The following is a 13,677-nucleotide window of genomic DNA, read 5'->3' as shown; positions in this document are numbered from 1 at the left end:
ATTGGGAGGACCGATGTCAGTGGTGAAACGTACAGTCGGACCTGATGCCCGAAAAGCCTGCAGAGCACACGGACCGGTCCGCCGTGCGCTCCCTCCTGCGTCTGTGGCCCTATGTCCGCCCGGTACGGGTCCGTCTGTTCACCGCCGCCTTCGTGGCGATCCTGGCGTCCTGTCTGTCGCTGGTCATCCCGCTGATCCTGAAGTGGATGGTGGACGGGCCCGTGGCCGACCGGGACCCGGGCGGGGTCTGGCTGGGGGCGCTGTATCTGCTGCTGCTCGGCATCGCGGAGGCCGCGCTGTTCGGGTTCCGGCGGTGGCTGGTGGCGCGTCCGCTGGCCGGGGTCGAGGCGTCGATGCGCGCCGATCTCTACCGCCATCTGCAACGGCTGCCGGTGGCCTTCCACGACCGCTGGCCCTCGGGCCAGCTGCTGTCGCGCGGAACGTCCGACCTGATGCTGCTGCGGATGTTCCTGGCGTTCCCGCTGACCTTCCTGGTCGTCAACGGGGCGACGATCCTGGTCGGTTTCGTCATCCTGTTCGCCCAGGACTGGTCGCTCGGCCTGGTGCTGCTGGCGCCCGCGGTGCCGCTGATCATCCTGTGCTCGGTGTTCGAGACGAAGTACTCGCTGGTGGCGCGGAAGGCCCAGGACCAGACGGGCGATCTGACCACGGTCGTCGAGGAGAGCGTGCTCGGCATCCGGATCGTCAAGGGCTTCGGCCGCCACCGCAGCCAGGCGCAGGCATTCAAGGCGCTGTCGCAGCGGCTGCGCTCCACGGAGCTGGGGAAGGCGCGGCTGCTCGCCGGGATCTGGGCGCTCATCACCACCATCCCGGAGCTGGCGATCGGGGCGGCGCTGGTGCTCGGCACGATCCAGGTGGCGGACGGCTCGCTGTCGGCGGGCACCCTGGTCGCCTTCCTCTCGACGGCGCTCGCGCTGCGGTGGCCGGTGGAGTCGATCGGCTTCCTGCTGGCCATGAGCCAGGAGGCGGCGACGGCGACGGACCGGTACTTCGAGGTGATGGACGCGGCGGAGGAGCAGGACCCGGCGGGCGCCCGCGCGGGTGCGCCGAAGTCCCCCGCCGGGATGGTGTTCGAGGGCGTGGAGTTCCGCTACCCGGACGCGGAGCCGGGCTCACCGCCCGTCCTGGCCCGGATCGACCTGGAGGTGCGGCCCGGCGAGACGATGGCCCTTGTAGGCGGTACGGGCTCCGGGAAGACGACGCTCACCGCGCTGGTGCCCCGGCTGCACGAGGTGACCGGCGGGCGGATCACGCTGGACGGCGAGGACATCGCCACGATGGAGCGGGCGCGGCTGCGGGAGCTGGTGTCGGTGGCGTTCGAGGAGCCGACGCTGTTCTCCGCGACGGTCGGCGAGAACGTGCTGATGGGCGCCGAGGGCGCGGACGAGGCGCAGGTGCGGCGGGCGCTCGCGGTGGCGCAGGCCGACTTCGTGCACGAGCTGCCCAAGGGGCTGGACACGGAGGTCGGTGAGCAGGGCCTGAGCCTCTCCGGCGGCCAGCGCCAACGCCTCGCCCTGGCCCGTGCGGTGGTGGGCGGACCACGCTTCCTGGTGCTGGACGACCCGCTCTCGGCGCTGGACGTGCACACGGAGACGCTGGTGGAGGCGGCGCTGCGGCAGGTGCTGGAGGAGACCACGGCGGTGGTGGTGGCGCACCGCCCCTCGACGGTGATGCTGGCGGACCGGGTGGCGCTGCTGTCCGGGGGCCGGATCACGGCGGTGGGCACCCATCAGGAGCTGCTGCGGTCGAACACGGAGTACGCGTGGCTGATGTCGGGGGCGGAGCCGGGGGGCGGGGGTGGCCTCGGGACGGACCCGGGCGACGGGACCGTGGCGCCCGGGGCCGGGGCGGGTGACGGGAGCGTGCCCGGTGACGCCCGCGCCGACGCCGGACCTCCGGCCGACGGGGAGCCCGCCGCCCCGGCCCCCGGCCCCGTAACGACCACCAAGGTCCCCGCCGAGGAGGGCACCCGATGACCACGACCACCGACGACGCGGCCGCCGGGCGCACCCCGCCGACCGGCGACGACGAGGCCGCCCGGACAGGCGCCGCCACCGCCCCCGGCGAAGCGTCCGGCAAGGGGCCCGGCAGGGCCGCGCCCGCCCCGGAGGCCGCCGACCCCTTCGACCAGGACGACCTGCCCGCCCCGCCCGGCGCGACCCGGGCGCTGTTGTTCTCCCTGCTCCGCCCGATGCGCGGCCGGGTCGCCATCGCCGCGCTCCTGCTGGTGCTCCAGCAGGCGGCGGTCCAGGCGGGCCCGCTGCTGGTGGCGTACGCGATCGACAGCGGGGTCCCGGCGTTCCGGGACCACGACTACGGGCCCCTGATCGCGGTGGCGGTCGGCTATCTGCTCTGTTCGGTGGGCGCGGGACTGCTCCAGTACGCGTTCATCCGGGGCGCGGCCCGCATCAACCAGAACGCGCTGCTGGACCTGCGCGGCCGGATCTTCCGTCACGCCCAGGCGCTGAGCGTGGACTTCCACGAGCGCTACACCTCGGGGCGGCTGATCTCGCGCTCCACCACGGACGTCGAATCGCTCCAGGAGCTGCTGAGCGAGGGGCTCCAGGAGCTGATCACGGTCGTCCTCTCCTTCGTGTCGATCGGGCTGGTCCTGCTCTGGCTGGACCTGGGCATCGGCGGAATCGCGGTGCTCTCCTTCGTACCGCTGTATCTGCTGGTACGGCTCTACCGGCGGCGCGCGGCCGTCGTGTACGGGGCGCGGTCGACGGCGATCGCCGCGGTGATCGTCAAGTTCGCGGAGACCATGAACGGCATCCGCCCGGTCCGGGCGTTCCGCCGGGAGCGGTCCAACGACGCGGCGTTCGCCCAGCTCAACGGGGTGCACGAGCGGCGCAACGGCGACGCGCTGCTGGAGATGGCGCGCTATGTCGTCGGCTCCCGGCTGGTCGCGAACACGGCGGTGGCCGGGATGGTGCTGTGGGGCGCCTACCGGGTGGCCGGGGGGACGCTGGCGCTCGGGGTGCTGGCGGCGGCGGTGCTGTATCTGCGCCGCCTCTACGACCCGATCGACCGGCTGGGGATGTTCCTCAACTCCTACCAGTCGGCGGCGGCCTCGCTGGAGAAGATCGCGGGCCTGCTGGCCCAGACCCCGACGGTCCCGGTGGCGGCGGACCCGAAGGAGCTGCCCGCCCGCTCGGGCGACCACCCGCGCCGGGAGGTCGTCTTCGACGGGGTGCGGTTCGCCTACCGTACGGGCGGCGAGGTGCTGCCCACGTTCGACCTGCGCATCCCGGCCGGGGCCACGGTGGCGGTCGTCGGCTCGACGGGCGCGGGCAAGTCGACGCTGGCCAAGCTGCTGGCCCGGTTCTACGACCCGACCGAGGGCCGGGTGCTGCTGGACGGGGTGGACCTGCGGGAGCTGGCCACGGCCGAGCTGCGCAGGGGCGTGGTGATGGTGACGCAGGAGGCGTTCCTGTTCTCCGGGACGGTGGCGGAGAACATCGCGATCGGCCGCCCGGACGCCACCCGCGACGAGATCGAGCGCGCGGCGAAGGCGATCGGCGCGCACGACTTCATCGCCTCGCTCCCCGAGGGCTACGACACGGACGTACGGAAGCGGGGCGGCCGGATCTCGGCGGGCCAGCGCCAGTTGGTCGCCTTCGCCCGCGCCCTGCTCGCGGACCCGGCGGTACTGATCCTGGACGAGGCGACCAGCTCCCTGGACATCCCCGGCGAGCGGGCGGTGCAGCGCGCCATGGACACGGTGCTGCACGGCCGCACGGCGGTGGTGATCGCCCACCGCCTGTCCACCGTGGAGATCGCGGACCGGGTGCTGGTGATGGAGGGCGGCCGGATCGTGGAGGACGGGGCACCGGCCGAACTGATCGGCGGCACGGGGCGGTTCGCGGGGCTGCACCGGACGTGGAAGGACAGCCTGGTCTGAGGATCCGCCTTCCGGGTTCCGCGGCCGGGCCACTCCCCGTGCCGGTGCGTGGAGGCTCATGCTCCGGCCTCCGCACATGGCTCGGGCCCCGGCCTCCGCACATGGCCCGGGCCCCGGCCTCCGCACATGGCTCGGGCCCCGGCCGGAATCGGCTGGGGCCCGGGCGGTTACGGCCGTTCGGCGGTCAGACCTTCACCAGTTCGTAGGTGCCGGTGCCGTCCTGCCTGCCGCTGCTGTACTGGCGCAAGAACTCGCCGTCGGCGTAGCGGTCATGGCCGATCATGTAGCCGGTGTACTTGTTCTGGACGCCGATCTTCCCGGAGCCGGGGACGTCGCGGTAGATGTAGAACCGCTGGAGGTCGTCCTCCGCGCAGGCGGCCGTCATCAGGGCCGCCCGTTCGGTGGAGGGGTTCTGCTGGGCGATGGTCGCGCACCAGCCGCTGCCCCCGTTCCACAGGGTCGCCTCAAGGACGCCGTTGTTCTCCGTCACGTTGCACAGCCGCCAGCGGTCCAGGTTGGCGCTGAAGATCGTCGAGGGTCGCAGGCGGACACCGTCGCTCGCGAGAACCGGCGCACCCCAGGACAGGGGCTTGCCGGGTACGGCGATCTTGTAGACGTCGGTGCCACAGGTGAGAGCGGCCCGTGCGCCGGGCGCGGTGGCCGGGGCGCTCTCCGCGCTCCCGGTGGCCTTGGCGGCGCTCTCGGCCGTGTGCCGGGCGGCGGTGGCTTTCGCCGAGGGGACCGGGCCCGCCGCGTGCTGGGCGGTGGCGGTGGCGCTGCCGCAGTCCAGCAGGCTCTGCGCCTTGGCCATGAGGCTGGTGGCGGGGACATCGTCCTCGCAGCGGACCGCGCCTTCCTCGATGGTGGAGTAGGTGGTGTAGCTGCCGCCGTCAGGGCCCTCGACCCACTTCAACGCGTAGCTGCCGTCGCCTTGTTGAACGCGGTTGCAGTTGAGGCTTCCGTAGGTGCCGGTGACCTTCTTCGTGCCCTTGTAGAGACCGTAGTAGCCGGGCTGCAGGAAGTTCCAGGTGATGGAGTCCGACACGGTGCTGGTGGAGGTGTAGTTGACCTGCACGCTCAGGCCCAGGCTCGCGCCGACCGAGCCGAGGGCCTCGACGGCGAAGCTGCCCTGGACGTTGCCGTTGACACCGACGGCGACCGAGATGGTGGTCTGGGTGCTGGTGGAGACGGTCTGGGAGCCGGTCGTGCCCTCGGTGACGTACCAGCCCGTGAAGTGGGTGATCGTCGGTGAGACTTCGGTGGTCTTGATGACCGGGTGGCGCTTGCCGAGATCGGCCGCGGTACAGGTCTGGCCGGGCTGGGCCGCCTGCTGGGCGACGGCAGGCGCGGCAGGCGCGGCAGGCGCGGCGGCGGCCGGGGTGGCGGCCAGGCCCGCGGCGGCCGTCGCGGTGGCCATGAGCGCTCCGAGCCCTCTGCCCAGACGGATTCCGGTGTGGCGCATCGTTGTTTCCCCCTTGCTGTGTGTGGTCGGTGAGCTGAGTGAAAGTAGCGCCGTCGGGGGAGGCGAGGCGATACCACAACTGGCCAAATATGATCAAGAGATGTCCCGTTCTCCTTCGGTATGAACGGGAGTTGTCGGTTCCGTAGCTGCGGTGCGACCACGAAGAGGCCACCGTCCAAGGACGTCGGCGGTACGGGCCCGAGAATCGGCCGGCCGCCGGTCAGGGGGGTCTGCCACGGTGGCGGCCATGACTCATGACTTCCTGCCCGGCCTCGAACTGGCCCGGCTGTTCCACGCCGAGGCCGTCGCCCCGTCCTGCACACGGCGCTGGACGGGGTCCCGTATGCGACGGCGCTGATCGGCTGGGGCTCCGAGGTGCAGGGTTTCGACACCGTACGCTCGACCGACCACGCCTGGGGGCCGCGGCTCCAGGTGTTCCTCGGCGGCGACGACTTCCGCGCGCACGCGGAGGAGCTCCGAGCGCTGCTCGACCGCGCGTTGCCCGAGACGTTCCGCGGCCACCCGGTCCGCTTCTCCTTCCCCTACGGTGCGCCCGCCCGGCACTGGGTCGACGTCCACGACCTCCGGGGCTTCTTCATGGCGACCATCGAGGACCCCGGGGTCAGGTCGCTGCCGCCCGTGGGGGCGATCGACCAGTTCGTCGACAGCACCGACGTGACCTCGTCCGCCGACCGTCGCCGACGCTGCGTCACGGGGCCCGTACCGGCCATGCCGAACCTCGACACGTAGACACGTAGACAGGAAGGCGCGTAGGCGCGTAGGTCGCAGGCAGGCGCCGGAGGAGGGCCGGGGAAGCCCCGCCGTCCTACCAGCGTTCGGCGAGGAGGCCGGGGCCGGGCGGGCTGCCCGGCAGGGAGCCGTGGCCGGGGCGCAGCCCGTCCAGCGCGATGGCGATGACGCGGTGGCGGGCGTTGCCCGCCGCCTCGGCGAGGTCGGTCCTGCCCTGCGCCTCGAACTGCTCGACCAGCGAGGACTTGCCGAGCTGTTCGACGAGCAGGGAGATGTCCACGGTCGTGGCGTCCGCCCGCAGCACCCCGGCCGCATGGGCCCGCTCCACCAGGGCCCTCGCGAGCTCGTCGGACCTGGTGAACTTCTCGGCCATCTCGTCGGTGACCTCGACCGTTCCGGCCAGCGGCCCGAGCGCACCGGCGCTGAACTCGATGGCCGCGGTGACGTAGTGGACGAGCCCCTCCCAGGCGTCGTCCCGGGCGAGCCCCTCCTCCGCCGCCTGGATCCACTGCCCGAGCGAGAGCGCGCACAGGTGCTGGAACAGCTCCTCCTTGGTGCGGTACCGCCGGTAGAGGCTGGCGATGCCGACACCCGCGCGGGCCGCGATCGCCGCCACGGACGCATGGGCGCCGTCCGCGGCGAGGACCTTCCGGGCGGCCTCCAGGAGGGCGCGGTCGTTGCGTTCGGCTTCTGCGTACCGGGGAGCTCGTCGGGCCATGGGCCCACTGTAGTCACTTGCGAAGCGAATCGCTCCGTTATAGCTTCCAAACGAAGCGAAACTATCCGTTTGGAGGCACCGTGCTGTCCGTGGTGATGGAGGAGTTCGGAGGACCGGAGGTCCTGAGGGCTCGGCAGGTCGAGGATCCGGTGCCGGGGCCCGGTCAGTTACTCGTCGACGTGGCGTACGCGAGCGTCACCTTCGTCGAGACGCAGGTGCGCTCGGGCAACGGCCCCTTCGGCCGTCCCCCGCTCCCCCGCGTACTGGGCAACGGCGTCGGCGGCCGGGTCGTCGCCGTGGGGCCGGGCGCGGACCCCTCCCTGGTCGGTACGGTCGTGGTCACCACGACCGGCGGTACGGGCGGCTACGCCGAACGCGCCCTCGCCCGGGCCGACGAGGTGGTGCCGGTTCCGCCCGGCCTCGCCCTCACGGACGCGGTCGCGCTGCTGGCCGACGGCCGCACGGCCCTCCTGCTGTTCCGGCAGGCGGAGATCGAGCCCGGCGAGAAGGTCCTCGTGGAGGCCGCCGCCGGAGGTGTCGGCAGCCTTCTGGTCCAGCTGGCCGTGCACGCGGGCGCCCACGTCATCGGCGCCGCACGCGGCACGCGCAAGGCCGAGCTCGTCGTCTCGCTCGGCGCCGCCTTCGTCGACTACTCCCAGGAGCAGTGGCCGCGCCAGGTACGGGACGCGGCCGGGGGCGGTCTCGACGTCGTCTTCGACGGAGTGGGCGGAGTAATCGGCACCGCGGCGGCGGGCGCCCTGGGCCCCGGCGGTCGCCTCAGCCTCTACGGTATGGCGAGCGGCGCGGACGCCGAGCTCGACGAGGACGACCTCGCCGCCCGGCGGATCCGTACCCTCGGACTCTTCGCGGCGCCGGACCCCGCCGCGACCCACGCCTTCATCGGTGAGGCGCTCCGGCTCGCGGCGGACGGCGTCCTGCGCCCGGTCGTCGGCCAGGTCTTCCCGCTCGCATCTGCCGCCGAGGCGCACGCCGCCATCGAGGCACGGGCCACCGTGGGCAAGACCCTGCTCGCCGTCGGCGGCCCGGACTCGGGCCGATGAGCGCCCGACCGGAGTCCGGATCGCCGGAGCGGGCGGGCGCCAGGGAGTGGACCGCCCTCGCGGTCCTGGGCGTTCCGGCCGTCCTCGTCATGATGAACATGTCGGTGCTCTACCTCGCGCTCCCGACGCTCAGCCGCGATCTGACCCCCAGCGGACCGCAGTTGCTGTGGATCACGGACATCTACGGTTTCATGGTCGCCGGTGCCCTGATCACCATGGGCACGCTCGGCGACCGGCTCGGCCACCGCCGGATCCTGCTGGCCGGGGCCGTCGCCTTCACCTGCGCCTCGGTCTTCGCGGCGTACGCGGACAGCGCCGGGACGCTCATCGCCGCGCGGGCGGTCCAGGGCGTCGCCGCCGCCTCCCTCGCACCCTCCTCGCTCTCCGTGATCCGTACCCTCTTCCGCGATCCCGGGCAGCGCACCCTCGCGATCACCATCTGGATGATGAGCTTCATGGGCGGCGGGGCGCTCGGTCCGCTCGTCGGCGGGGTCCTGCTCCAGTACTTCTGGTGGGGCTCGGTCTTCCTGGTCGCCGTACCGACCATGCTGGTGCTGCTCCTCACCGTCCCGTTCCTGGTGCCGGAGTTCCGTCCGGCCGAGTCCGGGCGGCTCGACCCCGTCAGCGTGGCGCTGTCCCTGACGGCACCGCTCGCGATCGTGTACGGGGTCAAGGGCCTCGCCTCGGACGGCGTCGGGCCGTCCGCGCTGGGTGCCATCGCCGCGGGTGCGGCCGTCGGCGCGGTCTTCGTACGGCGTCAACGGCGGCTCGACACGCCTCTGCTCGACCTGTCCCTCTTCAGGATCCCCGCGTTCGCGGTCCCGGCCGGAGGAATGATCGTGGTCGGGATGCTCCTCTTCGGGACGAGCCTCCTCACCTCGCAGTACCTGCAACTGGTGCTGGGCTTCGAGCCCTTGGAGGCGGGACTGTGGCAACTGCCGACCGCCGTGGGCGGCACGGCGGCCGCTCTGTGGGTCTCGGGTCTCGCCGCCCGTTTCCAGCCCGCCGTGCTGATGAGCGGGGGCGCCGCCCTCGCCGTCCTCGGGCCGGTCCTGCTCACCCGGGCCGATGGCGGCCCCGGCTTCGTGGTGGCGGGCTCGCTGCTGCTCTTCGCCGGTCTCACCCCCTTCATGGCCCTGGGCACCGGCCTGGTCGTGGGCGCCGCGCCGCCCGAACGCGCGGGCGCCGCCTCGGCCGTCTCCGAGACCGGGGCGGAACTCGGCGGCGCGCTGGGCATCGCCACCCTGGGCAGCATCGCCACCGCCGTCTACGGCGGCCGCATGACGGACCGGTTGCCCGACGGCGTACCGGCGGAGCTCGCCGGACCCGCCGGGGAGACGCTCTCCGCCGCGCTGGAGGCCGCGCAACAGCTCCCCGAACCGCTGGGCGCCGCGCTGGCCGACACCGCCCGCGCCGCGTTCACCCACAGCCTGCATGTGCACGGGCTCATCCTGATCCCCCTCCTGCTGGCCCTCTCCGCGCTCACGCTCACCCTGCGGCGGCGCGACGGGAACCAGGCCGACGACGACCGGACACCCGCCGACGCCCCGGCGCCGGTCACCGACTGAGAGGAGACCCGACTCATGCGGGTCGAGGTGTACTTCGACATCCTGTGCCCCTGGTGCTACATCGGGAAGAGGAGGCTGACGACCGCACTCGCCGGACGCGAGGACGTGGAGGTCGTCTGGCGCAGCCTGGAACTCGATCCGGAGGGCGGCCGGACGGCGGGGCCGACGGCGGCCGAGGTCATCGCCCGGTACCGGAGCAGTGCGGAGCGGGCCGCCGCGCGGGTGCGGCACATCCAGTCGCTCGGCGAGGCCGAGGGGCTGCGGCTCGACCTGCACCGGGCGCGGCCGGTCAACTCCTTCGACGCGCACCGGCTGGTCCGGCTGGGCGCCGCCCACGGCCGGGCCGACGAGGTGCTGGAGCGGCTGCTGTACGGCTACCACACCGAAGCGCTCGACATCGCCTCCCACAAGGTGCTGGAGGAGCTGGGGGCCGAGGCGGGACTGGAGCCGCCGGTGGTCCGCCGGATGCTGGAGGGCACGGAGTTCACGGACGGCGTGCGCGCGGACGAGCGGTCCGCGCGGGCGCGGGGCGTCGAGGGCGTTCCCACGCTGATCGTGGACGGCGGGTCACCCGCCTCGGCCGTCCAGGACCCGGAGACCCTGGCCCGGCTGCTGAGTTCCCGGCGTTCCCCGTCCGGCGGCTGACGCCACCACGGCGTCCGGGCAGCCCCCGCCTCACCCCGGCAGCAGCCGTACCACCCCGTCGCGCAGCCAGGTCCGTTCCGTGCTCATGAAGCGGTGCAGGGTCCGGGAGGCGAAGGCGGCCCGCTGGGCACCGCGGCGGCGTTCGCGGTCGTAGGCGCGCAGGGCGGCGGTGAGGCCTGCGGGGCCCGGGGGCGCGGCGGCCACCGCGCGGGCCAGGGCGTCCGCGTCCAGGATCGCGGTGCAGGCTCCCTGGCCGAGGTTGGGGGTCATGGCGTGGGCCGCGTCGCCGACCAGCGCGACGGGGACCGCCGAGCCGTCGGCGGAGACGAACGAGGGCAGGGCCGGGTACAGATGGCGCATCTCGTAGCGGATCCAGGTCTCCGGGTCGGTGGCGCCCAGGATGCGCGGGATCGGGTCGTGCCAGCCGGTGAAGAAGGCGCGCAGTTCGTCGGCGGTGGTCGCCCCGGGGACGGTGGCGTACCAGTTGGTGCGGCCCGGCTCGACGGGGGTCATCCCGAAGAACCGGCCGCTGCCCCAGGTCTCCCCGTGGAGCGGGCTCTCGAAGTCGGCGATGCCGATCCAGGCGACGGTGGAGACCGGGCGCGGGCCGCTGCGGTCGCCGAAGCGAGCGGTGCGCACGGCGCTGCGGATGCCGTCGGCGCCGACCACCAGGTCCTGCCCGGCGGTCAGGGCCCGTACGTCGGTGACGGTCTCCCCCAGTTCCAGCGGTACGTCCCCGAAGCCGTCCAGCCCGGCGAGCAGGGCGTCGATCAAGTAGGGACGAGAGATGAGGAGTTCGGGGCGGCCCGCCTTCCGCTCGATGCGCTCCAGCGGGAGACGGGCCAGCACACGGCCGTCCGGGGTGCGGATGCGCGCGTCGCGGTAGGGGACCGCGTGGTCGCGCAGGGCCTGCCCGACGCCGAGCCGGTCGAGCGCCGACTGGGCGGTGGGGTGGATGCCGAAGGCGGCGCCGTACCGCTCCAGTTCGGGGCGGCGCTCCAGCACGGTCACCCGCCAGCCCGCGCGGCGCAGCCCGATCGCCGTGGCCAGGCCCCCGACACCCGCCCCGACGACGGTCGCCGTTCCGGGCCCTGCTCCCGCTCCCGCGCGCCCTGTCATGACGTACTCCCGAAGCTCGTCCGGCCGGTGCGAACAACCACCACATCCGTGGTACCACGCCTGGGGTAGCATCGGCAAGCAGAGACGAGAGACAGGGACAGCAGCGGTTACGGGGCCGAGGGAGCGGGCGCATGAATCCTGACCGGCGCGACCGGCTGCGCGACGCGGCCATCGCCGTACTGGCCGGTGAGGGCGGGCGCGGCCTCACCCACCGGGCCGTGGACCGGGCGGCCGAGGTGCCGGACGGGACCACCAAGAACTACTTCCCGACCCGGGACGCGGTGCTGCGGGCGGTGGCCGAGCGCTGTCTGGAGCAGTACCTCGCGCTCACCGCACAGCTCGCCGCCGCACCCGGCCCCGCCGACCGCGAGGGGCTGGTGACCCTGTTCCGTACCCTCCTGGAGAACGTCGCCGGGCCCGGCCGCCCCCGGCTCCTCGCCTGTCTTGAGCTCCAGGCGGAGGCGGCCCGGCGGCCCTGGCTCGCCGCCCTCCTGGACCCGATGGCGAGCGGCGACTTCGCCGGGTTCGAGGCGGCCCAGCGATCCGCCGGACTGCCCGTCACCCCGCAGCGGGCCGCCACCGTCACGCTCGCGCTGCACGCGGCGATCCCGCACCTGCTGGGCGGCGGCCCGGCCACCCGGGCGGCGGCGGGGCTGGACGACCTCGACCGGTTCGTACGGGGACTGCTGGACGCGGTCTACCCGGCGGACGCGCCGCCCTGACCGGGCCCCACACACAGGTGCGTCCCCCTGCCCGGCGAGGCAGGGGGACGCACTTCACGTTCCGTACGAGACGTTACGAGTCGTTACGAGACGCTGTGGAACGTCAGGCGGCCGCACCGTCCCGGCGGCGACGGCCCAGCGCGAAGACGACACCGGCACCGGCCAGGATCGCCACCCCGCCGATGGTCGCGATGACCGGCAGGTTGGAGTCCGAACCGGTCTGGGCGAGCCTGCCCTCGGGCTTGATCTCGGTGTTGCCGACGGGCTTGACCGGGACCGGCTTCTTGCCGCCCGTCTGGGGCTTGGCCTCGTTCGGCTCGCCCGGCTCGGCACCGGCCGCGATGACATCGAACGGGTAGAAGTCCTCGCCGCCGAGGGAGACGCAGTTGCCCTGCTCATCGGCGTAGAGGCCGATGGCAAGGGCGTAGGCGAAGCCCGCGGGCGCCTTCTTGTCGACGCTCAGCCGCAGGTCGATCGCGAAGGACTCCTTGGCCCGGATGTCGGTATAGCCGAGGTAGCCGGGGAGCTCGTCCTCCGCGCCGAGGGAGATGTCCGTCCAGACGCCCGTCTCCGGGTTCTTGAACTGGAGCGTGAGGTGGCCGCTGGCCTCGTCCCATGTGTCGGTGTCGACCTGCGCGGCGACGACACCCAGGTCGACGCGCTTGTAGGCCTTGTCGCCCTCGTTGACCACGTTCAGCTTGAAGGCGTGGAACCCGCTGCCCGCCACGATCCTGGACGGGAGGCCGGAGAGCCCGGCGGACAGGTCCTCGTCGAGGTTCAGGTCTCCCCGGTCCTCGCAGATGTCGCCGATCGCGGTCGGGGCCGGGGCGGGAGAAGTCGTGGCGGGGGCCGGAGGGTCCTTGGGCTTCTCGCCCTCCGCGGCCTCCTCACCCTCCGCGGCCTCCTCGCCCTTCTCGGTGTTCTCGCCGTCCGTGGCTTCTTTGTCCTCATCCGTCCCCGGGGCCGGAGCGGCCTCCTCCTGCTCCTCGGCCGTGGGGGCGCCCTCGCCCGCCTCCGGCACGGACGACTCCTCGGTCTCCTCCGTCGCGGGGGACGCCTCGGAGGTCTCCGTGGCCTCGGTGGCCGGGACGGGGTTCGCGACGGCGACGGAGGCCGACAGGAGAGTGACCGGGGCGAGTACTGCGGTCGCGGCGGCGGCCAGTGCGCGGCGGAGCTTCATGAGATGAGGACCTCGGAAGAGTCTGGGTGCCGCCGGAGCGGCACGAAGGCTGGGAGGGCCGTCCGGGTTTCGGAGGTGGAGGGAGAACACGGGTGAGGCCAATGCGTTCGACCGCTACCGGTGGCGCAGGGTTGTACGCGAGAGTCAGCAACTCGTGTGACATGCCGCACAGACCACGCCCGACCGCTGCCATGCCTGCCCCGCACAGGGCACATCCGGTCACCGCCGGACCTGTCCCCGCACAGGACGCGCGTCCGGTCACCGCCAGGCCCGCCCCGCCTTACCCCGCCCCGCGGGCCGCCCCCTTCCGCTGACGGGCTGACGGGCTGACGGGCTGACGGGCTGACGGGATCTGGCCAGAACCCGACCCTGTCTCACCAGGTGGGCGACAACCGCTTCCGGGCGCGCCGTTCGAATGTGCCATCGACACACCGAACCTGTGCCCACCCTGTGAATACGGGCCTTCGCACACCCCGGCAACATTCCGGCAATGATCGGCGAAACGTCCGCTTAACGAACATGACCTT

11 protein-coding genes are annotated in these 13,677 nt (G+C 73.1%); 7 read left to right on the top strand and 4 right to left on the bottom strand.

The features are described from left to right. The first annotated feature begins 44 nt into the window (after positions 1–44). Positions 45–1,997: an ABC transporter ATP-binding protein gene (locus ACFW9Z_RS30830; RefSeq protein WP_384645907.1), complete on the top strand. Its 1,953-nt coding sequence runs from the start codon at positions 45–47 to the stop codon at positions 1,995–1,997. Further along, positions 1,994–3,925: an ABC transporter ATP-binding protein gene (locus ACFW9Z_RS30825; RefSeq protein WP_384645906.1), complete on the top strand. Its 1,932-nt coding sequence runs from the start codon at positions 1,994–1,996 to the stop codon at positions 3,923–3,925. The genes ACFW9Z_RS30830 and ACFW9Z_RS30825 overlap by 4 nt, the downstream gene beginning before the upstream one ends. Positions 3,926–4,109: 184 nt before the next feature. Here ACFW9Z_RS30825 and ACFW9Z_RS30820 read toward each other — a convergent pair whose 3' ends face one another. Further along, positions 4,110–5,342: a hypothetical protein gene (locus ACFW9Z_RS30820; protein ID WP_384645905.1), complete on the bottom strand. Its 1,233-nt coding sequence runs from the start codon at positions 5,340–5,342 to the stop codon at positions 4,110–4,112. Between the two features lie 420 nt (positions 5,343–5,762). On the opposite strand from ACFW9Z_RS30820, the gene ACFW9Z_RS30815 reads away from it, so the two are divergent. After that, the gene (locus ACFW9Z_RS30815; RefSeq protein WP_384645904.1) at positions 5,763–6,137 is read left to right on the top strand and encodes a hypothetical protein; all 375 of its coding nucleotides are present in this window, start codon (positions 5,763–5,765) and stop codon (positions 6,135–6,137) included. A gap of 76 nt (positions 6,138–6,213) precedes the next feature. Here the strand turns inward: ACFW9Z_RS30815 and ACFW9Z_RS30810 are convergent, their stop codons facing one another. Continuing rightward, positions 6,214–6,855 (bottom strand): TetR/AcrR family transcriptional regulator, encoded by a 642-nt coding sequence (locus ACFW9Z_RS30810; protein WP_384645903.1) that lies wholly within the window; start codon positions 6,853–6,855, stop codon positions 6,214–6,216. Positions 6,856–6,935: 80 nt separating this feature from the next. On the opposite strand from ACFW9Z_RS30810, the gene ACFW9Z_RS30805 reads away from it, so the two are divergent. The 3 genes from ACFW9Z_RS30805 to ACFW9Z_RS30795 are packed head-to-tail and all read left to right on the top strand — an operon-like array spanning position 6,936 to position 10,129. Then, the gene (locus ACFW9Z_RS30805) at positions 6,936–7,916 is read left to right on the top strand and encodes a zinc-binding dehydrogenase (RefSeq protein WP_384645902.1); all 981 of its coding nucleotides are present in this window, start codon (positions 6,936–6,938) and stop codon (positions 7,914–7,916) included. Continuing rightward, positions 7,913–9,484 (top strand): MFS transporter, encoded by a 1,572-nt coding sequence (locus ACFW9Z_RS30800; RefSeq protein WP_384645901.1) that lies wholly within the window; start codon positions 7,913–7,915, stop codon positions 9,482–9,484. Before ACFW9Z_RS30805 ends, ACFW9Z_RS30800 begins: the two co-directional genes overlap by 4 nt. A gap of 15 nt (positions 9,485–9,499) precedes the next feature. Further along, complete coding sequence (locus tag ACFW9Z_RS30795) at positions 9,500–10,129, top strand: DsbA family oxidoreductase (protein ID WP_384645899.1); 630 nt, start codon at positions 9,500–9,502, stop codon at positions 10,127–10,129. Positions 10,130–10,159: 30 nt separating this feature from the next. Here ACFW9Z_RS30795 and ACFW9Z_RS30790 read toward each other — a convergent pair whose 3' ends face one another. Further along, on the bottom strand, positions 10,160–11,248 hold the full coding sequence (locus ACFW9Z_RS30790; protein ID WP_384645898.1) for an FAD-dependent oxidoreductase: 1,089 nt from the start codon (positions 11,246–11,248) through the stop codon (positions 10,160–10,162). Positions 11,249–11,379: 131 nt separating this feature from the next. On the opposite strand from ACFW9Z_RS30790, the gene ACFW9Z_RS30785 reads away from it, so the two are divergent. Then, a complete protein-coding gene (locus ACFW9Z_RS30785) occupies positions 11,380–11,970 on the top strand; it encodes a TetR/AcrR family transcriptional regulator (protein ID WP_384645896.1) in 591 nt (196 codons plus the stop codon). A gap of 103 nt (positions 11,971–12,073) precedes the next feature. On the opposite strand, the gene ACFW9Z_RS30780 is transcribed toward ACFW9Z_RS30785, so the two are convergent. Beyond that, on the bottom strand, positions 12,074–13,150 hold the full coding sequence (locus tag ACFW9Z_RS30780) for an LPXTG cell wall anchor domain-containing protein (RefSeq protein ID WP_384645895.1): 1,077 nt from the start codon (positions 13,148–13,150) through the stop codon (positions 12,074–12,076). Positions 13,151–13,677: the final 527 nt, after the last annotated feature.

This window comes from Streptomyces sp. NPDC059452, from assembly GCF_042750035.1.
Taxonomy (GTDB): domain Bacteria; phylum Actinomycetota; class Actinomycetes; order Streptomycetales; family Streptomycetaceae; genus Streptomyces.
The sequence above is the reverse complement of the archived record's forward strand: the minus strand, read 5'-3'. Positions and strand labels throughout refer to the sequence as shown.

What these genes read in the sequence shown, in the direction of transcription:
- ACFW9Z_RS30830 (WP_384645907.1), top strand. Translation starts at nt 45, where the DNA reads ATGCCCGAAAAGCCTGCAGAGCACACGGACCGGTCCGCCGTGCGCTCC.
- ACFW9Z_RS30825 (WP_384645906.1), top strand. Translation starts at nt 1,994, where the DNA reads ATGACCACGACCACCGACGACGCGGCCGCCGGGCGCACCCCGCCGACC.
- ACFW9Z_RS30820 (WP_384645905.1), bottom strand. Translation starts at nt 5,342, where the DNA reads ATGGCCACCGCGACGGCCGCCGCGGGCCTGGCCGCCACCCCGGCCGCC.
- ACFW9Z_RS30810 (WP_384645903.1), bottom strand. Translation starts at nt 6,855, where the DNA reads ATGGCCCGACGAGCTCCCCGGTACGCAGAAGCCGAACGCAACGACCGC.
- ACFW9Z_RS30800 (WP_384645901.1), top strand. Translation starts at nt 7,913, where the DNA reads ATGAGCGCCCGACCGGAGTCCGGATCGCCGGAGCGGGCGGGCGCCAGG.
- ACFW9Z_RS30795 (WP_384645899.1), top strand. Translation starts at nt 9,500, where the DNA reads ATGCGGGTCGAGGTGTACTTCGACATCCTGTGCCCCTGGTGCTACATC.
- ACFW9Z_RS30790 (WP_384645898.1), bottom strand. Translation starts at nt 11,248, where the DNA reads ATGACAGGGCGCGCGGGAGCGGGAGCAGGGCCCGGAACGGCGACCGTC.
- ACFW9Z_RS30785 (WP_384645896.1), top strand. Translation starts at nt 11,380, where the DNA reads ATGAATCCTGACCGGCGCGACCGGCTGCGCGACGCGGCCATCGCCGTA.
- ACFW9Z_RS30780 (WP_384645895.1), bottom strand. Translation starts at nt 13,150, where the DNA reads ATGAAGCTCCGCCGCGCACTGGCCGCCGCCGCGACCGCAGTACTCGCC.